General features: G+C 52.3%; 17 protein-coding genes. 8 read left to right on the forward strand and 9 right to left on the reverse strand.

Annotation, left to right across the window (positions count from 1 at the left end; translation table 11 throughout):
* The first annotated feature begins 84 nt into the window (after positions 1-84).
* On the forward strand, positions 85-864 hold the full coding sequence (locus HPS53_RS03560) for a glycosyltransferase family 2 protein (RefSeq protein ID WP_104369143.1): 780 nt from the start codon (positions 85-87) through the stop codon (positions 862-864).
* Here HPS53_RS03560 and HPS53_RS03565 read toward each other — a convergent pair.
* The 4 genes from HPS53_RS03565 to HPS53_RS03580 form a co-directional block, all read right to left on the reverse strand.
* A complete protein-coding gene (locus HPS53_RS03565) occupies positions 836-1810 on the reverse strand; it encodes a capsular polysaccharide synthesis protein (protein WP_172204417.1) in 975 nt (324 codons plus the stop codon). The two genes, HPS53_RS03560 and HPS53_RS03565, sit on opposite strands and share 29 nt — an antisense overlap.
* 135 nt (positions 1811-1945) lie before the next feature.
* Complete coding sequence (locus HPS53_RS03570) at positions 1946-2749, reverse strand: glycosyltransferase family 2 protein (RefSeq protein WP_172204419.1); 804 nt, start codon at positions 2747-2749, stop codon at positions 1946-1948.
* A 154-nt stretch (positions 2750-2903) separates the two neighbouring features.
* Entirely contained in the window at positions 2904-3719 is an 816-nt protein-coding gene (locus tag HPS53_RS03575; protein WP_172204421.1) for an alpha-1,2-fucosyltransferase, read from the reverse strand.
* Between the two features lie 9 nt (positions 3720-3728).
* The gene (locus tag HPS53_RS03580; RefSeq protein WP_104369140.1) at positions 3729-4688 is read right to left on the reverse strand and encodes a lysophospholipid acyltransferase family protein; all 960 of its coding nucleotides are present in this window, start codon (positions 4686-4688) and stop codon (positions 3729-3731) included.
* Between the two features lie 195 nt (positions 4689-4883).
* On the opposite strand from HPS53_RS03580, the gene HPS53_RS03585 reads away from it, so the two are divergent.
* Complete coding sequence (locus HPS53_RS03585; RefSeq protein WP_104369139.1) at positions 4884-5063, forward strand: hypothetical protein; 180 nt, start codon at positions 4884-4886, stop codon at positions 5061-5063.
* Between the two features lie 70 nt (positions 5064-5133).
* Here HPS53_RS03585 and HPS53_RS03590 read toward each other — a convergent pair whose 3' ends face one another.
* Positions 5134-7038: an ABC transporter ATP-binding protein gene (locus HPS53_RS03590; protein WP_172204423.1), complete on the reverse strand. Its 1905-nt coding sequence runs from the start codon at positions 7036-7038 to the stop codon at positions 5134-5136.
* Between the two features lie 108 nt (positions 7039-7146).
* Positions 7147-8496, reverse strand: a complete 1350-nt coding sequence (gene miaB, locus HPS53_RS03595) for a tRNA (N6-isopentenyl adenosine(37)-C2)-methylthiotransferase MiaB (protein WP_172204425.1) — start codon at positions 8494-8496, stop codon at positions 7147-7149.
* Between the two features lie 368 nt (positions 8497-8864).
* On the opposite strand from miaB, the gene HPS53_RS03600 reads away from it, so the two are divergent.
* The 5 genes from HPS53_RS03600 (at position 8865) to HPS53_RS03620 (ending at position 15339) form a co-directional block, all read left to right on the forward strand.
* Positions 8865-9710, forward strand: a complete 846-nt coding sequence (locus tag HPS53_RS03600) for a DUF3737 family protein (RefSeq protein ID WP_172204427.1) — start codon at positions 8865-8867, stop codon at positions 9708-9710.
* A gap of 120 nt (positions 9711-9830) precedes the next feature.
* Positions 9831-10991 (forward strand): MalY/PatB family protein, encoded by a 1161-nt coding sequence (locus tag HPS53_RS03605; RefSeq protein WP_172204429.1) that lies wholly within the window; start codon positions 9831-9833, stop codon positions 10989-10991.
* 152 nt (positions 10992-11143) lie between these two features.
* A complete protein-coding gene (locus HPS53_RS03610; RefSeq protein WP_172204431.1) occupies positions 11144-11620 on the forward strand; it encodes a C-GCAxxG-C-C family protein in 477 nt (158 codons plus the stop codon).
* Positions 11621-11765: 145 nt separating this feature from the next.
* Positions 11766-13748, forward strand: a complete 1983-nt coding sequence (locus HPS53_RS03615) for an OPT family oligopeptide transporter (RefSeq protein WP_172204433.1) — start codon at positions 11766-11768, stop codon at positions 13746-13748.
* Between the two features lie 250 nt (positions 13749-13998).
* Positions 13999-15339 (forward strand): glycoside hydrolase family 28 protein, encoded by a 1341-nt coding sequence (locus HPS53_RS03620; protein WP_104368672.1) that lies wholly within the window; start codon positions 13999-14001, stop codon positions 15337-15339.
* Positions 15340-15837: 498 nt separating this feature from the next.
* Here HPS53_RS03620 and HPS53_RS03625 read toward each other — a convergent pair whose 3' ends face one another.
* The 3 genes from HPS53_RS03625 to HPS53_RS03635 all read right to left on the reverse strand — a co-directional run bounded on the left by HPS53_RS03625 (position 15838) and on the right by HPS53_RS03635 (position 19453).
* Positions 15838-15987, reverse strand: a complete 150-nt coding sequence (locus HPS53_RS03625) for a hypothetical protein (protein ID WP_158249580.1) — start codon at positions 15985-15987, stop codon at positions 15838-15840.
* Between the two features lie 72 nt (positions 15988-16059).
* Positions 16060-17646 carry a glycoside hydrolase 43 family protein gene (locus tag HPS53_RS03630; RefSeq protein WP_253942810.1) on the reverse strand — a complete coding sequence of 529 codons (1587 nt, stop codon included), beginning with the start codon at positions 17644-17646 and terminating at the stop codon, positions 16060-16062.
* 112 nt (positions 17647-17758) lie between these two features.
* Positions 17759-19453, reverse strand: coding sequence for a Na/Pi cotransporter family protein (locus HPS53_RS03635; protein ID WP_104369474.1), 1695 nt, complete (start codon positions 19451-19453; stop codon positions 17759-17761).
* Between the two features lie 95 nt (positions 19454-19548).
* Between HPS53_RS03635 and HPS53_RS03640 the strand changes: the two genes are divergently transcribed.
* On the forward strand, positions 19549-21210 hold the full coding sequence (locus HPS53_RS03640; protein ID WP_104369475.1) for a nucleoside kinase: 1662 nt from the start codon (positions 19549-19551) through the stop codon (positions 21208-21210).
* The last annotated feature ends 167 nt before the right edge of the window (positions 21211-21377 follow it).

Raw genomic sequence — 21377 nt, forward strand, 5'->3', positions numbered from 1 at the left:
CAGAGATAAACAGTATAATGGAACGCGAAATTTGGAGTATTGGCGGAAAACGATTACTTTTGTAAACAATCTATAAACGGCGGTATGGCAGAAGCAAGTAACGACAGGAAAATATCTGTGGTGATAAACACCTATAACGCATCGGCACACTTGAAGCGTGTGATTGGGTCGGTGACGGGGTTCGACGAGATACTGGTTTGCGACATGGAGAGCACCGACGACACGGTGGCGATTGCCCGCGGGTGCGGTTGCAGGGTGGTGACGTTTCCCAAAGACGGTTGCGACATTGTGGAGCCGGCCCGCCAGTTTGCCATAGACAGCGCCTCTTACGATCATGTGCTGGTGGTCGATGCCGATGAGCTGGTGCCCGATGAGTTGCGGAACTATCTCTACGGGATGCTTGCCGGCGGTTCGTGTCCTGCCGGGATAGCCATACCCCGGCGCAATTACTTCATGGGGCGGTTCATGCACAGCTGCTATCCCGACTATGTATTGCGTTTTTTTGACCGCCGTGTGACCGTATGGCCTCCGGTGATACACACATCGCCACGGGTAGACGGCACGGTGGTGAAGATACCGGCCTGGCGCACCGGGCTGGCGTTAGAGCACCTTGCGAACGATTCCGTGAGCGCCATTATCCGAAAGACGGATGTTTACTCAGAGCACGAGCTGCCCCGACGGAGGCATAAGAACTACGGACTGTTTGCGGTTGTATATCGCCCGGCGTTCCGTTTCTTCAAGTCTTACATTCTGAAAAGAGGGTTTCTCGACGGTATGCCCGGCCTGATACACGCGACGTTGGATGCCGTATATCAGTTTGCGATAGTGGCGAAGCTCATCGAGGAGCGGCGGAGGAAAAAGTAAGTGAGTGCTGTTTTGCCTGTGGCAGGCATAGCTTCGGGCGGGAGAAGTAGCCTGTGAAGGTTTCTGTGCCGTCGTGGTTGTCAGCAGCCAGCTTGTATGTCAGTTTGTGTATGAACGATTTTCCCATAGCCTTTTCAAGCAGTTCGGGCGAGAAAGCCTTTCGTTCTTTCATCCATTCCTGTATCGTGTGTGTGTCTTTCTCGTTGGCGTAAGGCATGGCTTCGTATTCTTTTCTTGCCCTGTCATCGGACGATATCATGGCCTTGAACATCAGGTGGTGTTGGAAATAGTGCAGCAGTCTGTCCTCGTTGTGCCATAACTCGGTCGTCAGTTGTGCCCACCGGGTTATGATATAGTTGCTTTTCTTGGCATGTATGAAGCAGTTTTGTATCATTGTATATGCGAATTCTCCCTGCGAGTGATACATGAAAAACGGCAGGCGGGACATACCCTCAGGGAAAGCGTCGGTCATCAGGCATGTGGCGTCTATCCAATAGCCGCCGTATGCGGCGAGCAGATATACACGCAGGATGTCGGAAAAATGTGCGTTTCCTATCGCTCCTCGTTCTCGTTTCTTTATAATGAAATCGGGAAGGGATATGTATCGGCCGTAGTTCTCTTCGGTGATGATGAATATCCGTTGTTCTTTGTTCTTGTGTTTTTCCACCGACCGCACGCAGTTTTTCACCAGTTCGGGCATCTGCTGCTCGCCTTGCAGCCAGCATAGCCACAGGCATTCGGTGCCGGCAGGAAGCGGGCAGAGTGCTTTTACGCTGAAACCGTTATATGGCAAGGTGGCATATTTTCTCGTAAAGTATGCCGTGCATCGTCTGTCGTTAAGCGGATTGAGCGCATATCTGACCTTGTGCCGCCATGATTTTACCGGCACAATCGCTGAGATGAGTGTGCAGAAGAATTTCAATATGCCGGTTTTCAGGTTGTTCATTCTTGTATGATAGTTGTCAATGTCGTTACAAATGCTTTACCATGGTGTTGCAGATACATCCCGTTGGTATTGCGGATATTTTCAGAAAGTGTTATCAGTACTTTTCAAAAACGCGGTAAATGCTTTCCGACGATTTTACAGATATTTGTCTATACCGTCGTCGCACCGGCGCAACCGCTCTTTTATCACCCTGTTTTGCTCGGCTGTATGCGCCTGTTCGTTGTCTCGTGACGCTTCTTTGTGGTACAGATGATACACGCATCCGCCCATTTTCAGTGATTTCTTTCCTACTCCGGCAAAGTGAAGGCGGTAGGCCATCTCGCCGTCTTCGTGTCCCCACTGAGTGAGCTTCTCGTTGTATCCGTTGATTTTTATGATGTCTGCTTTCCAGTATGCCATGTTGCATCCGCGCAGGTGGTCTATCTTCTTGCCGTAGCGCAGAGACATGAAACGGCGCAAGAGGCGTGAGCGCAGGCTGTTGAGGGCAAAGCTGGGCGGCATGTTCCACAGGCTGATATGGAAGTCGGGGTTGGCGAATACCTTTTGTGTGATTTCCGGTGACAGTTTGACACGGCTGCCGCATACGAAATAGTTTGGCTCGGCCAGTTCCAGGTGGTCGCTTACGAAGTGTCTGCTTAGTATCACGTCGCCGTCCACTTGCAGTATATATTCCCCCGAAGCCTTGGCTATGCCTTTATTAAGTATGGTTGTGCGAAGAAACCCTTTGTCTTCCTGCCACACGTGTATTATTGGTATCTGGCTTTCGTTTCCCAATCGTTCGATCAGTTGCCTGGTCTCGTCTGTCGACCCGTCGTCAGCAATGACAATCTCATCGGGAGCCACTGTTTGGTCGAATGCGCTCCTTACGGTCCGTTCCAGTGCTTCCGGCCAGTTGTATGTAGTGATGAGAAGTGTTGTCTTCGGTGATTTTATTTTCATGTCTTTATTCTTGTATTGATATTCCGTAATGTTTGCATACGATGGTTGAGAGTGGTTGTCTTTTATCCGATAATGTTCCGTTATCATGTCTTTCTGCGCTTTGTCATTATATGCAGGGGCATTGCCCTGACGGTTGTAAGCGGTTGGGCGGTGTTTACACATCCATGAAAACATCATCGAATTTGCGGAAACTCTCTTCCGTTATCTTGTCGTCTTTGCTTTCGATCCAATGCAGCGAGGCGTCGTTGTAGAACGAGGCCACGAGCGAGAACGTGCTCTTCGGGCCCATGATGTATTGGCATTCGGAGAGAACGAACAGGTCTTCGCCCGGATTTCCGGCGCTCATATAGATGCAGTCGGTTCCCGATATGCGCTTAATCAGCTCCACGTCGGTTCTCGGATCGTTGGTGGCTATGAATACCTGGATGCTCTTTCCGTTGTGCAATTCACTGAACCGGCGTATCATTTCGGCGTATATGCGGTCGTCAAAATAGTATAATCCGCCTTGCCACTTTGCGTAATCGCCCCGCCGTATGTGTATACCCAGCCGTATGTCGGCCTCCGGCAGCGACTTCATCCATGCCTCTTTGGCGGCGATTTTCTTATGGCGGAAGGCAAACAGGCGCTTAATCTCATTGTGATATTTGTCAAATAAGGCCGGATGGCGGAACGCCCAGCCGTCTGCCGCGATTGTCGGCGTATTGCGGAGCATGCGCAATATGTTTTCATCCGTACTGTATTTGGGATGTTGCAGCCACAGGCATTTTATCAGTTTGGTCTTTATAAGGAATTTCGCGAGCAGGTATGTAGCGAAGTTATGATAAGGCAGTTCCGACAGTTTGAAATATTTGTACTTGTATGAGAACCTCATGGATACGGTATTTACTCCGTTCTCCAGTCCCCAAGCATAGATGTGAGCGTACTGCAACCAGTTGTTGCACATCTGTCCGTATCCTTTTACGAATATCATGTCGGTATGTTATTTGATGCCTTTTCGTTTCTTGATATCATCCAGATTTCCCAAGTCGACCTTTCCGGTGGCGGTGTCATATCGGATGTTGAACTCCTCGCGGGTGCGTTTCCAGCGGTTGTGTGTCCACAGATAGCACTCCGGCACGTTGCGTATTGATTTTTCAAGCATCGCGAAATATGTGTCGGTGAGTTCCCATTGCCCGGTCGTTTCGGGATGTCTGGTTATCGGTATCAGCTCGCACTCATAATATCCGCGGCGTATTCGGCGCACGTCGGCATAGAAAACGGCTTGTTTTGTGGAGCGCATCAGCTTCTCCGTACCTGTGAGTACCGGCGTATCGTGGTTCAGGAAGTCGAGCCAGTGGTGTATGTTGTTCCAGAACGGCACCTGATCCGATATATATCCGAGTACAATCGGTTGGTTGTCCTGTTTGTACCGGGCTATTTGGCGCAGTGTCTCGGCCATCGGTATGCACTCGGCTCCGAAGCGTTGGCGCAACCGGAGGAACAGGTTGTTGAACTGTTTGTTTTCCAGCACGTGGTATATCTGTGCGCAGTGCGCCTTTCCGGTAGTCCAAAGCGGCAATGATGTTATCCATTCCCAGTTGCAGTGATGCCCCAGGTATATTCCGCACGACTGTCCGTTTGCCACGCAGATGTCCAGCTCTTCCGTTCCTTTGAACTTCATCCGCTTCCTAATCTGTCTCTCACTCATGGAGAACAGCTTTATTGTCTCCACTATATAGTCGGCGAACCATGAATAGAATCCTTTTTCAATCTTTATTATCTCAGTCTCGCTTTTTTCAGGGAAAGAGTCTTTCAGATGTTTGCGTACCAGCGGACGGCGGTATTTGGCTATATGGTATATGATGTGATAGATACCGTCTGAGATGCGGTATAGAATCCAGAGCGGTAGCAATGATATCAGATACATTGTCGTATGGATGATATAATACGTTGCTTTCATTGTCCGATGCTGTTTTATGGATTTCCGTCGGTATTATATTTTGTCATGTTTGATAAAGGATCGGATGAGCGCCATGATACTTTAATGGCTTTGCCCATGATGCGTTTAATCTTGTGCAAAGATACGGATAAAAACTTGATACACGTTGTTATTCGCCTTAAATTCGTTATCTTTGTGGCAATTTAAATAAATGTGATGCGGAAAAATACTACGTTGCAGCTCAAAGGGATTGCCATACTGCTTATGTTGTGGCTTCATCTTTTCAGTGACGAGAAGTTGACGGCAACCTGTGTCAATACGATATGGTTCTGGAATGGTATGCCGTTGGCTGTCGGTGTAGTATTGAAGGTAGAGGACCGGTGGATGAAAGGCTGAAAGGCAAGGAGCCTGACAATATAAAAGGCCGCGCTTGTGTCTTCAATTTTAAGCGCGGCCTTTTCCATGTTTATTTGCTCTGCATGTCGTTGAGCTTCTTGTAATATCCGTCGATGGCGATCAGTTCGTCGTGCGTTCCGCGCTCCACTATGCGTCCTTCGTGCAGCACGCATATCTCGTCGGCCTGCCGTATGGTGGACAGCCGGTGGGCTATTGCCACTGTGGTGCGTGTCTTCATCAGCCTTTCGAGCGCGTCTTGTACGAGTCGTTCGCTTTCGGTGTCAAGCGCTGACGTGGCTTCGTCGAGGATAAGTATCGGCGGGTTTTTGAGAATGGCGCGTGCGATGCTTACCCGTTGGCGTTGTCCGCCGGAGAGACGGCCGCCCCGTTCGCCGATGTTTGTGTCGAACCGGTGTTCCGATTCCATTATGAAATCGTACGCGTTGGCTATCTTCGCCGCCTCTTCGATTTGTTCCTGCGTGGCGTTCTCCACCCCGAAGCCTATATTGTTTCGGAATGTGTCGTTAAACAATATTGCCTCTTGGTTCACGTTGCCTATCAACTGGCGCAGGTCTTGTATTCCGATGTCTTTCACGTTGATGCCGTCTATGAGCACTTCGCCCTCCTGCACGTCGTAATATCTCGGTATAAGGTCCACGAGAGTCGACTTGCCGCCGCCGCTCTGGCCTACCAGTGCCACGGTCTTCCCTTTCTCTATCGTGAGGTTGATGTCGCGCAATACCCAGCGGATGTTCGGGTTTTCTTTTGTGGAGTGTGGTGCGTGTGGTGTGGAGGGAGATGTGCTTTTGTTGTTTTCCGCCTCAGCGTTGTAAGCGAACGACACGTTTCGGAATTCTATTTTGCCTGTGAAATCCTTTATATGCTTCGGGCTTGCCGGTTCTTTAATATTGTTCTCGGCTTTCAGTATCTTGTTGACGCGCTCCATCGACGCCAGTCCCTTGGGGATGTTGTATCCCGCTTTGGAGAACTCTTTGAGCGGATTGATGATGCTGTACAGTATCACGAGGTAGTAGATGAATACCGGACCCGATAGCGTTGAGTTGTTGAGCACGAGCATTCCGCCGAACCAGAGCACGATTACAATCATCACCGTGCCGAGAAACTCGCTCATCGGGTGTGCCATTTGCTGGCGGATGTTGACCCACATGATGGTGTTGCGGTGCTCGTTGTTTATGTTTGCGAAGCGGGCGTTCATCTTCTCCTCGGCACAGAAGGCCTTGATGATGCGTAGTCCGCCCAGTGTTTCCTCCACCTGGCTCATCGTATCGCTCCACAGCGACTGCGCTTTGAGCGACCGTGCCTTGAGCTTTCGGCCCACCATGCCCATCACCCAGCCCATCGCCGGCACTATGGCTATGGTGAAAAGCGTCAGTTCCCAACTGATGAACAGCAGCATCGAGAAGTACGCTATGATGAGTATCGGGTTCTTGAAAAGCATGTCAAGCGACGACATTATCGAGTTCTCTATCTCTCCCACGTCGCCCGTTATCCTTGCTATGATGTCTCCCTTGCGTTCTTCGGTGAAGAAACCGAGCGGCAGCGATGTTATCTTTTTGTACAGTTGGCTGCGAATGTCGCGCACGATGCCCGTGCGGATGGGGATTATCGATGCCGAACTGAAAAAGTAGGCGGCGGTCTTGGCGAATGTCATCACGGCGAGCAGCAGTCCTATGATGAGCAGGGTGGTGGTCGCCCCCACGCTGTCTATCAGCTGTGTGATGTGGTAGTTGGCGTTGTTCATCGCCGCTTCTTTCAGATTGTCCCAGCCTACGGGCATCAGTTCCGTCACCCGTTTGCTCTCTTCTGTCTTGAAAAGGATGTTCAGTATCGGTATCAGCGTCATGAACGAGAATATGTTCAGCACGGCAGACAGTATGTTGAACACGATCGACGCGACGAGATATTTCTTGTATGGCGGCACGAAGCGGCGCATCACCTGTATGAATTCTTTCATTTTCCGGTTTGTTGTTTTATTTATTGTTGGGGTGGTACATCCTTTCTTTCGGTGGGTGATGATGCTTGCCACCATCTTCAATCCCTGTCCCACATCTTCGCAAGCCGCTTACAGGCCTGCCGGTTCTCCCATCAGTGTGGCGCTTGTGCTGCCTGTTATCTTCACTTTGACGGTCTGTCCCACATGATAGTCGCCACGGTCGAATACCACCATCTTATTCTGTTCTGTGCGTCCGCAGAGCTGTTCGCGCGAACGTTTGCTGTATCCTTCTATAAGCACTTCGAACGTTTTGCCCTCATCGCGCCGGTTTGCCTCGGCCGACAGTTCTGTCTGCAATTTTATCATCTCGTTGAGGCGGCTTATCTTCACATCCTCCGGCACGTCGTCCGGCAGATGCTTCGATGCGTATGTGCCGGGTCGCTCGCTGTATTTGAACATGAACGCCGAGTCGTATCCCACCTCGCGCATCAGTGACAGCGACAGCCGGTGGTCTTCTTCTGTCTCGCTGTGGTAGCCCACGAATATGTCTGTAGACAGCCCGCAGTCGGGAATTATTCTCCTGATCGCGGCCACCCTGTCGAGATACCACTCGCGGGTGTACTTCCTGTTCATCAGTTTCAGTATCCTGTCGCTGCCGCTCTGTACAGGCAGGTGTATGTGCTTGCACACATTCGGCATCTCGGCAATCACCCTGAGCGTCTCGTCGCTCATGTCTTTCGGGTGGCTGGTAGTGAACCTGACTCGCATTTCCGGCACTGCCCCGGCCACGGCGCGGAGCAATCCCGGGAAGTCTGCCACCGTCTGTCCGGCGTTCTCAGTGCCGTCTGCCGCCTGCTTCTCAAATCGGTATGAGTTAACGTTCTGTCCCAGCAGCGTCACTTCTTTGTACCCCCTGTCGCGCAGGTCTCTCACTTCACGGAGTATGCTTTCTATGTCACGGCTTCGCTCCCGGCCCCGTGTGTATGGCACGATGCAGTAGTGGCAGAAGTTGTTGCAGCCGCGCATGATGCTCACAAATCCTCCTATCCTTGCCCCGTGCAGGCGTTGCGGCACAATATCGCGATACGTTTCCGTGACAGACAGTTCCGTATTTATTGCCTTGTGCCCTGTCTCGGCCTGCGCTATGAGGTCGGGCAGGGTTAGATAGGCGTCAGGACCGGCCACGAGGTCGGCATGATGGTTTTCGAGGAGGTCTTCTTTCACCCGTTCCGCCATGCAGCCGAGCACGCCGAGGATTAGCCGCCGCCCTTTCTTGCGCATGGCGTTCAGCGTGTCGAGCCGGTTGTATATTTTCTGTTCCGCATTGTCGCGTACCGAGCATGTGTTCAGAAACACGGCATCGGCCTCGTCAATCGTATCGCAGATGTCATAGTCTGCCATCTTCATCACCGACGCAACCACCTCCGAGTCTGCCACGTTCATCTGGCAGCCGTAGGTCTCGATAAACAGTTTTTTCATTTTCTTTCAGTATATTTTGTATGCAAAGACAGCGCAGGCCGTGTACGGCGAAACCTGTTTCTGGTTACCGTGGCAATGCCTATCTTCTGCAAAGGTAGTGCAAAGGCGGCGGAAAACAAAATAATATCATCGTTATTTACGTATGTTCCCGTTTCGTCTCATTCTCGTCCTGTCTTCTGTCGTATCCCGGTTTGCGCTGTGGTGTGCTGTTTTTCTCTCTTTTCCATGCTTACGGATGAAAATGTTTGTTCAATCCGTAAAACAGTTACACGGATATTGGAAAAAACTTGTTAATTTTGCATTCGTAAAAAAAACAAACAAGCCTGAGCTGGCAGGATAAACAACAAAAACCAATATCAAATATCAAGATGAAAGAGATAAGAAACATGACTTTTGGCGGCGAGCGTCCGCTGTTTGAGCATCACGACGTGTTGCTGGACAACGTGACGATAACCACCGGAGAGTCTGCCATAAAAGAGTGTAGCGACATACAGGCCGTGCGTTGTCGTTTTGAGGGAAACTATCCGTTTTGGCATGTGGACCGTTTCAGCATCGCCGACTGTTATTTTGCCGTAGGAGCCCGCTCGGCGTTGTGGTATTCGTCGCACTTGAAGATGACGGACACTGTGATAGATGCCCCGAAGATGTTTCGTGAGATGGACGATCTGACGCTGTGCAACGTGACCGTGAATGATGCCGACGAGACATTCTGGCGCTGCTCGGGGTTGCGGTTGGAGAATGTCACGCTGCACGACGGCACTTATCCGTTCATGTTCAGCCGGGATATCCGTGTCGACGGGCTGGTGAGCGACAGTAAGTATGTGTTCCAGTATGTGCGCGATGTTGAGATACACAATGCCAGGATAACCACCAAAGACGCTTTCTGGGAGGTGGAGAATGTCACTATTTACGATTCCGAACTCAACGGTGAGTATCTCGGCTGGCACTCTAAGAACCTGCGTCTGGTGAACTGTCATATCACGGGTGAGCAGCCATTGTGCTATGCTCACGACCTGGTGTTGGAAAACTGTACGTTCGGTGCCGACTGCGACCGCGCATTCGAGTATTCCACCGTGCAGGCCGACATCCGTGGTGCTATAACAAACATCAAAAATCCAAGGTCGGGACGCATCACGGCCGACAGCATAGGAAGTGTCACGATAGATGAGAACATCAAGGCGCCGGCGGATTGTGAGGTTATATCAAGGAGTTAAAGTGGTTTTCCTTGGGGAGTTAGAGCAGGCTTGCGAACGATAACTCCCCAAGAAAACTACCTTAACTACAATAAATAACTTTCCAAAAAAAACTCTCCTTAACTTCTTAATTCCCTAAAAATGACCAATAAATTTGACGATCTGATAACACGCCGCGGCACCGGCTCCTACAAGTGGGACGAGCCGGAAGGCGACGACATAATACCCATGTGGGTGGCCGACATGGACTTCCGTGTGGCCCGGCCGATAATGGACGCGTTGCGGCGCAGGGTCGAGCACGGCGTGTTTGGATATACGCTTGTGACCGACGAGTATTACGATGCCGTCATCTCATGGTTCTCCCGTCGTCACGGGTGGACAATGCGGCGTGAGTGGATACAGTATACATCGGGCGTGGTGCCGGCCGTGTCGGCCGTGATAAAAGCTCTCACAGTGCCTGGCGACCGTGTGATCGTGCAGACTCCGGTCTACAACTGCTTCTTTTCGTCTATCAGGAATAACGGTTGTGATGTGTCGGAAAGTCCGCTGATATATGCCGGCGGCCTGTACACAATGGACTTCGACGACTTGGAACAGCGGGCTGCCGACCCGAAAGCACGGCTCATGCTGCTCTGCAACCCGCATAACCCCGCCGGCCGTGTGTGGACGGCAGAGGAACTGTTGCGGGTCAACGACATCTGCGTGCGCCACGGTGTGACCGTCGTTTCCGACGAGATACACTGCGAGTTGGTATACGACGGGCATGAGTATCGCCCGTTCGCGTCGCTCTCTGCCGGCTGTCTGGCAAACTCGGTGACGTGCTGTTCACCGTCAAAAGCGTTCAACACTGCGGGATTGCAGATAGCCAATATAATATCGGCCGATGCCGATGTGCGCCGTCGCATAGACCGGGCGATAAACATCAACGAGGTGTGCGACGTAAATCCTTTCGGTGTGGCAGCCCTCATAGCGGCCTATAATGAGGGCGGGGAGTGGCTCGACAGTCTGTTGGCCTACATCAAGGGCAATTACACGGCACTGTGTGAGTTTTTCGCCGGGCGGCTTCCGCGTGTGCGCATAGTGCCTATGGAGGGCACATATCTTGTGTGGGCGGATATCAGCGCTTTTGGCATGACATCCGACCAAGTCACCGAACGGCTGCTTACAGAGGGCCGGGTGATGGTCAGCAGCGGAACAATATACGGTCAGGCGGGCGAGGGGTTCATCCGTATAAACATTGCCTGTCCGAGAGAGCGGATGATGGAAGGACTGCGCCGCATGGCGGCCGTGCTGCCACGCTGACGACCGGTTTGTCATATTTGCGGCTTTTTTATTTTGTATTCATCGGAATTTAGGTTAACTTTGCAAGGAGATAGTCTGCGCCTCGGCAATTTGAAACGGCTTTCATTGCGTTCGGTTTGACTGTCTTAAAAAATAAACTGTAATGAATGACCATGCCGATAGATAAGGAACAACGGATACGCCGTGCCGAGGAACTGTTTATGCAGGGGTTCAACTGCTCGCAGTCTGTCGTGGCGGCGTTTGCCGATATTTACGGGTACACGGAAGAACAGGCGTTGAGGCTCAGCGCCGGGTTCGGAGGCGGCATCGGACGTATGAGACTTACGTGCGGTGCCGCTTGCGGTATGTTCACCCTTGCCGGGATGGACTGCGGCTCGACCACGCCCGGCGACCGGGAGGGCAAATCCCATAACTATAAGGTAGTACAGCGGCTTGCCGGACGGTTCGCCGCCGAGCACGGCTCGCTCACGTGCGCCGAGCTGTTGAAACTCAAACGGGGTGCCCCCGTCACCTGCGAGGCATCCGAACGCACGGCGGAATACTACAAGACGCGGCCGTGCGTCAGGCAGATAATCTCCGCCGCGAGGATATTCGCTGAGTATTTGGAAGAGAAAGAGAACCATTTGTGAGTCAAGAAGTTAAACCAACAGCTTTGAGTGGCGGATACAGGAATATTGGAACCGGAGTTTTGGAGCTTTCAGGTCTTGAAAGCTATTGGCTTGACTCCCTTAATTTCTTAGCTCCTCAAATTTAGCAACAAAACATCAACAAAATATGAAACAGAACGAAAAAGAAATGCTTCAACTGCCGGAAAACGCGTTCCGTGAGTTGAAAGAAGGAGAAAAGTACGAGCCTGTCATGACGCCGGGAGAGAACTATCCCGAGGTAAACGCATGGTCGGTGACGTGGGGTGTGATAATGGCGATGCTCTTCTCGGCCGCCGCCGCATACCTCGGTCTTAAAGTGGGGCAGGTGTTTGAGGCCGCTATACCTATCGCCATTATCGCTGTCGGGGTGTCTACCGCCGCCAAGCGCCACAAGGCTCTCGGAGAGAATGTCATCATACAGAGCATCGGAGCGTGCTCGGGCGCGGTGGTGGCGGGCGCCATTTTCACCTTGCCGGCCATATACATACTTCAAGCCAAGTATCCTGAGATAACTGTGTCATTCATCAAGATATTCATATCCTCGCTTCTCGGAGGTATCATCGGTATACTTTTCCTCATACCTTTCCGTAAGTATTTCGTAAGCGACATGCACGGTAAATATCCTTTCCCGGAGGCAACCGCCACGACACAGGTGCTTGTAAGCGGGGCACAGGGCGGCAACCAGTCGAAACCGCTGCTCGTAGCGGGACTTGTCGGCGGTCTGTACGACTTTATCGTGGGCACGTTCGGACTGTGGAACGAGAACTTCACGACGCGCGTTTGCGGGCTGGGCGAGCAATTGGCAGACAAGGCCAAGCTCGTGTTTAAGGTCAATACCGGAGCTGCGGTGTTCGGACTGGGCTATATCGTGGGTCTGAAATATGCGTTGATAATCACACTCGGATCACTGGCTGTGTGGTGGCTGATAGTGCCTGGCATGGCGTTGCTCTTCCACGACACGGTGCTTAACGCATGGAATCCCGCAATCACCGACCCCGTGGGAGCCATGAGCCCTGAGGCTATATTCAAGGAGTATGGCAAGTCGATAGGCATCGGCGGCATAGCCATGGCCGGTATCATCGGTATCATCAAGTCATGGGGTATCATCAGGCAGAGCATCGGCAGAATCGCGGGGGGGGGAAAGAGTAACGGCTTTTCGAGGAGTGAGGATGGTTCCGGGAATGCCGACATCCCTTTCAAGGTCATCGCCGTAGGCACCGTGTTCACGATAATCGTCACTTTCCTTTTCTTCTGGTTGGGAGTGATGGACGGCAACATGCTCTTCGCCCTCGTGGCGATAGTCCTTGTGTCCGTGATAGCGTTCCTCTTCACCACCGTGGCAGCCAATGCCATAGCCATTGTGGGCAGCAATCCTGTGTCGGGTATGACGCTGATGACGCTTATTCTCGCCTCCGTGGTGATGGTGGGTGTAGGTCTCAGCGGCACAAGCGGCATGGTGGCTGCGCTCGTCATGGGTGGCGTGGTGTGCACGGCGCTGTCTATGGCCGGAGCGTTCATCACCGACTTGAAGGTCGGTTACTGGCTCGGCACCACGCCGAGAAAACAGGAGTCGTGGAAGTTTCTCGGCACGTTGGTGTCGGCTGCCACGGTAGGCGGTGTGATGATGCTGCTCAACGAGGCATACGGATTTGACACCGGCAAGCTCTCAGCCCCTCAGGCCAATGCGATGGCAGCGGTCATCGAGCCGCTGATGAACGGCATCAGCGCTCCGTGGATACTCTATGCCATAGGTGCCGGCATTGCCGTTGTGCTCACATGGTGCCGTGTTCCGGCCCTGGCTTTTGCTCTTGGAATGTTCATCCCGCTGGAACTCAACACTCCCTTGCTTGTCGGAGGAGCGATAAACTGGTTTGTGACAACACGCACAGCCGATGATAAAGCAAACAAGGAGCGTGGCGAGAAAGGTAACCTGATAGCTTCAGGGTTCATTGCCGGCGGCGCTCTCATGGGTGTGGTGAGTGCCCTGCTGCGCTTCGGCGGTGTCGATTTCGCATACGACACGTGGTGGGCAAACCCGCTGTCTGAAATTCTTTCGCTCGGCGCATACGCCCTGTTGATAGTATATTTCATACGGGCAACCAAAAAATGATGATACCTTTGTATACCCCGGCAGGCCATAATATGCCTGCCGGGGTATGTCGTTATGAAACAAACGACCGTCCCGATTGAGGCGCTATCGTAGGTCTTACGCCTTAAATGCGGTGTGTGTCCCACGGTTGTATGACCGGTTTGTCAATCAAAAGGTAAGGGACTTCAAGATAAAAACACTGTTTAAACAACCCGGGGCAACCGGTCTTCCTACCGGTGGGGACTGTTGTCTCAATAAAAAAACTAATCTTATGAACATCAGAAAGATATTTATCGCCTTTTCTCTATGTGTCGCCGTGGCGCAGGCCGGTGCCGCAGACTACAACATCGTGGATTTCGGCGCCGTCGGCGATACCGCGAGACTGAGCACCGTTGCAGTGCAGCAGGCCATAGACGCCTGCTCGAGGGCCGGCGGCGGACGGGTAATAGTGCCCACGGGAGGCTACAAGATAGGCACGATAGTGCTCAAAAGCAATGTCAACCTGCATCTCGAACATGGTGCCACGCTGTATGGCAGTACCGACCTGGCAGACTATAAGCCCGTGAAATCGGACTATCTTTCGCTCCGCACACAGACCGAGACTATACAGCTGATATATGCCGACGATGTGGACAACGTGGTGATAGACGGTCACGGCACGATAGACGGGCGCGGCAAGGCATTCAAGAAACTGTCGTGGAACGACGAGGGAATCACGCGTCCGCACCTGCTTCGCTTCATACGTGGACGGGACATAACGGTCAAAGACATCACCCTGCGCAACAGCGGGTGCTGGATGCAGCACTATCTGGCTTGCGACCGTCTGCGCATAGACGGCATCAGGGTGAAAAACCGCAACAACTACAACAATGACGCGCTCGACATAGACGGCTGTCACGATGTGATCGTGACCGGGATGACGGCCGACAGCGATGACGACGCCATCACATTGAAGAGCACCTCGCCGAGGTTGTGCGAGAACGTTACGATAAGCAACTGTGTGGTGAGCAGCCACTGCAACGCTATAAAGCTGGGAACGGAGACCAACGGCGGGTTCCGCAACATCAACATCAGCGGCATCGCCGTGAAACCGTCGGAAGACCAGACGTCGCAGTATTTCGGACTGCCAAGGGGCATATCGGCAATATCTCTTGAAATAGTGGATGGGGGCGTGCTGGAAAACGTAAGTGTGAGCGGAATTACCGTCGAGGGCACTGAGGCTCCGATATTCGTGCGGCTCGGCAATCGTGCCCGTGGATACTACAACGGGCAGGTGATCGGCAATGTGGGTATAATCCGCGATGTGCATATAGACAACGTGATAGTGCGCAACGCGGGTGCCACGGGATGCTCGGTGACCGGTCTTCCCGGCCATCCGGTGGAGAACGTCAGGCTGAGCGACATCCTTATATGTCATAAGGGAGGCGGGAAGAAGACTCCTGTGCCGGCCGACGAGAAAGAGAAAGACTACCCCGAGGCCACTATGTGGGACACCCTGCCGGCCAAAGGCTTCTTCGTGCGCCATGCCCGCAACGTGGTGTTCGACAACGTGGAGATACGTACCGACACTCCGGACGAGCGTCCGGAGTATGTGCGTGAAGACGCTTTTTAAATGTAATGATAAAGTCACGTATTTAACACTTTGTTTTCTGTTGAAACAGAGAACGAATACGATACGCACCGCTATATGCAATGCGATACGCCGCTTTTCGCCATAGACGAAAAGCGGCGTTTTTTCCGCAACGGGATGCCCGTTGGATCGCGTTGGGTTGCCAATCGCGTCGCGTTCGGTGTCCCGTTGGCTTGCGTTTAGCGTCTGAATGCGAGGCAACGGGACGCTGAATGGAAAAAATAGTGAGGGTAGGTGGGGTAGGTTTGGTAGGGGAAGTAGGTGTGGTAGGCGTATCAAGCTGATGCACAGATACTTGCGGAAAGCAGTTCGTAATTCGTTTATTTCCGGCTTTTGGCTTTTAATTTTTAAACGGGCGAAATACGGATAGCGTTTTGTCAGATATTTTCTTGATTTGTTAAACGCTTTTTGCGGTTATGTTAAATATTTTTTCAGCATTATGTTAAATGCTTTCAGGCAGTTATAAATCTTGTCTCTCTATTATATCCTCATACTTATAAGATATGTGTCGTATTGTGTCTCGAATGGCTTGAATGCCTCGGAAACGGCGGTCGGCGAGCCGAACAGCCTCCTGATTATGTCAGCCTGTGCCACTCCGCCATCGTTTACCGGCGATCGGACGAGAGCCATGCTGATGATAGCGGCGGTTCATGTCCGGTCTGCCGGCAGGTTTTCACCTTTCCGCCATACGTCCGTTATGGGTCATTTCTTTGTCGTACGCTGTGTGGCTGCCGGCTGCTTCAGGTCGTAGTGGAAGTAATCGAACCGTGCGGTGCCGCCGTTTTCTTTCGTATTGTAGCAGAACAGTCCCGGCCGCACGCCTTTCCAATAGCCGTCGCGCATGGTGAATGACGCTCCGGCTGGAACGAACCGTTTTCCGTCGGTGCTGTAATAAAACCGGTTTATGTTTCTCTGATTGTCGATGGTGGCGCGCAGGTATACCACTCTTGGCTTGCCTTTCGATGATTTCACGTTGCGGTCGACAATCTGTCTTTTTCCGTTTGCCTCTGTAAAGATGCCGTCGCGGCAAACGCCGACGGCTCTGAATTCCTTGCCGATGAGCAGCAAGCCCGCATAGGTGTCGGTCGAAATGTTTGTACAGTCGACGGCCGTGGTCACCTCGCCGGGCTGTCCTATACTCTTCTGCGTGAGCATGTTGCGGCAAAACCGCAGGCTGTCGGCTTCCATGGCGTGCAGTGTCAGCCAGCCTTCGCGTTCTGTCAGGCTCCAAGCGCTGTCCACAGGATTATGGCACCACTGCCATTGCAGGCCGAGAGCGGTTTGCTTACGGCCTCGCCAGAACAGGCCGTTGCCGGCAAACTCATCGCTCATCGCCGGTATTTCGGGTCTCATGTCGCTCTTGGGAGCAGGCTTCGAGTATGCGGTCACAGGCTCGCCGATGCCGTTCCCATCGTAGTCTTCGCCTATTTCTATCCAGCCGTCGCGCCAGCGGGCCGGTTGCAGGTGCGTCACCCGGCCGGTAGAGGGGACAGACTGGAAGTGGATGAACCACCAGTCGCCGTTCGGAGTGTCTACAAGCGCGCCCTGATGCGGGCCGTTTATGGCTGTGGAGCCTTGTTCGAGAACGATGCGCCTCTCGTAAGGACCGTATATGTCGCGCGACCGCAGCATGGTCTGCCATCCCGTGCGGACGCCTCCTTCCGGAATGCTGAGATAGTAATAGCCGTCGCGTTTGAGCCATTTCGTGCCCTCGGCCACGGGGCCTGTGTATACCGTTGTGCCCTCGTCGAGAAGTGTTTTGCCGTCGGCGCTCATGCGGTGCACTATTATCGGGCCGGCTCCATGCACGCTGTGGCCGAGATATGCCTGTCCGTCCTCATCCCAGATAGGGCACGGGTCTTCCCATTTCTCCACTTCCTTCACACAGTGCAGCGGTGCCCACGGGCCTCTGGCATCGGTGGCGGTACTCATGAACAAGCCTTCGTGCGGAGTGCAGAAGAACACGTAGAACAGTCCGTCGTGATACCTGATGCTCGGTGCCCACGAGCCGCCTGCGTACCGTTTGTTCGCATCCCAACCCGGCATGTCAAACCTGTCGTATATCTGGCTGATAATCCGCCAGTTGACGAGATCTTCCGATTCGAGAACCTGCATGCCGATGAAATGAAAGTCGGAAGCTACCATGTAGTACTTATCGCCCACCCGGATGACGTCCGGATCGCTGTAATCGGCGTTGAGAACAGGGTTGCGGTACGTGCCGTCGCCCATGTCTCCCCATGTCGTTTGTTGCTGTGCCCTGCATAGGGCGGCGCATAACAGCAATATCATTATGCCGGCGGTGTATCTCATCATGCTTATGTATCTTATTGTTATGGGGTGTGTCGTGCCTTTGTCATGCCGTTATCCGGTTACGGCCTGTGACGTGACGTGTGACGTTCGGTCACGCGCCTCTTTGTCTTGTGCCCATGCGTGCCTCAACAACGTTTACCACATAGTCTCCGAGTTTCTCGCACTCGCTCACGATATCCATGTACATCGTGCCCATGGCGTATGTATATTCGTGGTTGTTGACATCGTTGATGTTCTGGTTCTTGAGTTGTGTGCGGTAGTTGTTGATTTCGTTTTCGATGTTAAACGAGCGGTTGGCGTCGAAGTTGTCCTTCCGGCCGCTGAGCAGGGTGTTCATCTGCGTGAGCGAATCGTCTGTCAGTTCGAGCATCTGGTGTATGCGTTCATACTGTTTTTCGGTGAAGTCTTCCTTTCCGGAGTTCTTCCTGCTGATGGTGCGCGCTATGTTGTAGCAGCTGTCTCCGATGCTCTCTATCTCGGATATCTCCCTGAGCATGGTGCGTATCTTTGCCTTTGTGTCGTCGCTCAGATGCCCGTCGCTCACGCTGTCGAGGTATTTGGCTATCTCGATCTCCATGTTGTCGCTGATACTCTCGTACTTCTCTATTCGTGTGAAGAGTTTGGTAAAGGCCGCTTCGTCCTTTGTTCCGAGCAGTTCGCGTACAAATCCGAACATCCTTTGTATGCGCTTGGCGAACGACTGAATCTCTTTCTGCGCTTCAAGTACCGATAGCTCAGGGGTTTTCATGATGTTGTCGCCGCCTATGTAGCGTAGCCGGAACTCGTCTTCCTCGTCGTTCCTCTTCGGTTTTATAGCCCAATTGCAGAATCGTTCTATTTGTGGTATGAACCAAATCAGTATCGCTGTGTTGGTGATATTGAACGCTGTGTGGAATGCCGCCAATACGAACGACAATCGCACGGGATTGATATGCTCGGTCATCGGGTCTACTCCAACCGTGGAGCACACTGTGTTTACGAACGGATAGAAGCATGCAAGTATCCACGACACGCCGAATACGTTGAAGAACAGGTGGGCCATTGCCGCGCGTCTGGCTTGTGTGTTTCCGGTGAGGGCGGCAAGGTTCGCGGTCAGTGTGGTTCCTATATTCTCTCCCATCACGAGCGCGATGCCGTGGTATATAGACAGTACGCCGCTCGTGCAGAGCACCATCGTGATGGCCATCAGTGCGGCGGACGACTGCACGATGCATGTGAGTATGGTTCCGATGGCAAGGAAAAGTACGATGGTAATGAAGCTGTCATGGTCGAACGAGGCAAAGAAAGACGCCAGTTCGGCGTTGTGTCCCAAGTCCATCTCCTTGCCCGTCTGGCTGAGTGCGCCAAGGGAGAAGAACATAAACGCCACTCCGAATAGGAAATCGCCTATGTATCTGTGTCTGCGCATGTATATAAGTATGATGCCTGCGAAGAATGCAGGCCATACGAAGTCCGTGATGTTGAACGAGAAACCGGCACTCATTATCCATGCCGTGAGCGTGGTTCCGATGTTGGCGCCCATGATTACCGATATGGCTTGCGTCAAAGTCAGCAGCCCGGCGTTTACGAATGACACCGTCATTACCGTCGTGGCGGATGATGATTGCACTGATACGGTTATGAACATGCCCGTGAGCATTCCTGTAAAGCGGTTCGTTGTCATGGCTCCGAGGATATGGCGCAATTGCGATCCGGCCATTTTTTGCAGGGCTTCGCTCATCACTTTCATACCATAGATTAGCAGTGCCAAGGCTCCAATCAACTTAAAAATAATAATTAACGACATATTTTTTATTTAATTAAAATGCTACCGTTTTCTTTTCTCGGATATTCTGAGTAACTTTACGGCTGTAAATGTATAACCATTAAAATGATACGAGAATGGAAAAGATGTTACAAATACGTTGCAAAAATAATAAAAAAATTAAAAACTTTCGCATCGGAAGTACACTTTCTGAGATATTTGATGAATTTGATCTGGATATGCCTTTCGGCCCGGTCAGCGCAAAAGTGAACAACAAGGTGGAGGGACTGAATTACAGGGTGTACCATAATAAAGATGTGGAATTTCTTGACCTGTATTCGTCCTCGGGGCAACGGTCGTATACCCGGACGCTCTTTTTCGTGTTGTGCAAGGCCGTTCACGACCTTTATCCCGACGGCCATGTGAAGATAGACATCCCCGTGTCGAACGGTTATTATTGCGATCTGTCCATAGGGCACCCTGTCAGCGATGCGGACGCCGCCGCCATCCTTGGACGTATGCGCCGGATTGTGGCCGAGGCCCATCCCATACGCCGGCATGAGACCACCACGGAGAAAGCGATAGAGATGTTCCGTGCCTTGGGCACGTACTCTAAGGTGAAACTGCTCGAAAGCGTGGGAAGCCTTTATACCGTGTATTACGATATCGACGGATATTGCGACTATTACTACGGTTCCTTGCTGACAAACACTGCCGACCTGCATCTTTTCGACCTCGTGCGCTACTACGACGGCCTGCTTCTGCGCATACCGTCGCGCAAAGACCCGTCGGTGCTTGGCAAGTTGGTGCGTCAGGACAAGATGTTCGAGATATTCAAGGAGCATCATCACTGGCAGGATATTCTCGGAATGAGCACCATCGGCGACCTCAACGAGGTGATAGCATCCGGCAACAGCACCGAGCTTATAAACGTGTCGGAAGCGTTGCAGGAGAACAAGATAGTGAAAATAGCCGAGCGGATAGCCGAGCGGCGAAACGTCAGGATGGTGCTCATTGCCGGACCGTCGTCGAGCGGCAAGACCACGACTTGCAAGCGGTTGTCTATCCAGCTGCTCGCCAACGGTATACGGCCGATAGGCATCTCGCTCGACGATTACTTCGTAGACCGTGAGAAAAGCCCCCGCGACGCGTCGGGCGATTATGATTTCGAGAGCCTGTATTCGCTCAATATACCGTTGCTCAACGAGCAGATGAACGCACTGTTCGCAGGCGAAGAGATTGAGTTGCCGCGCTATGACTTCCAGACGGGACGCAGCGAGAAGAGCGGGCGCAGGCTCCGTCTGAAAGGAAACGAGGTGCTTGTGGTTGAGGGGATACATGCCCTTAACCCCGAACTGACGGCCGCCATACCCGAGGAACAGAAGTTCAGGGTGTATGCCTCCGCCCTTACCACTATCCTGTTAGACTCGCACAACTATGTACCCACGACGGACAACCGTCTGCTGCGCCGGATCATCCGCGACCACAAGTATCGTGGCATGAGCGCCTTGGATACCATACGTCGCTGGCCGTCGGTGCGTGCGGGAGAAGACAAGTGGATATTTCCTTACCAGGAGAATGCCGACGTGATGTTCAATACGGCCATGCTGTTCGAGCTTGCCGTGATAAAGACGCAGGCCGAGCCGCTTCTCGAGCTTGTGCCCGAGTGCGCTCCCGAGTACAGCGAGGCCCGCCGCCTGCTTCGTTTCCTTCGTTATATAAAGCCGATCACCAACGATGAGGTACCGTCTACATCGCTGTTGCGCGAGTTTCTCGGAGGAAGCTCGTTCAGATATTGATTTGAGGAGTTGTGGAGTAAGGAGTTGTGGAGTAAGGAGAATACTTTCTGGAATTGACTATTCCTTAAAGTATTCTCCTTATAAAATCAAAAAGCCGTGATTTGTGTATGAAACAATCACGGCTTGATTTTTATTTGTCGTTAACTGCCCAAAGAATATTTATCCAC

This window comes from Prevotella sp. PTAC (assembly GCF_013166535.1).
Taxonomy (GTDB): Bacteria; Bacteroidota; Bacteroidia; order Bacteroidales; family Bacteroidaceae; genus Prevotella.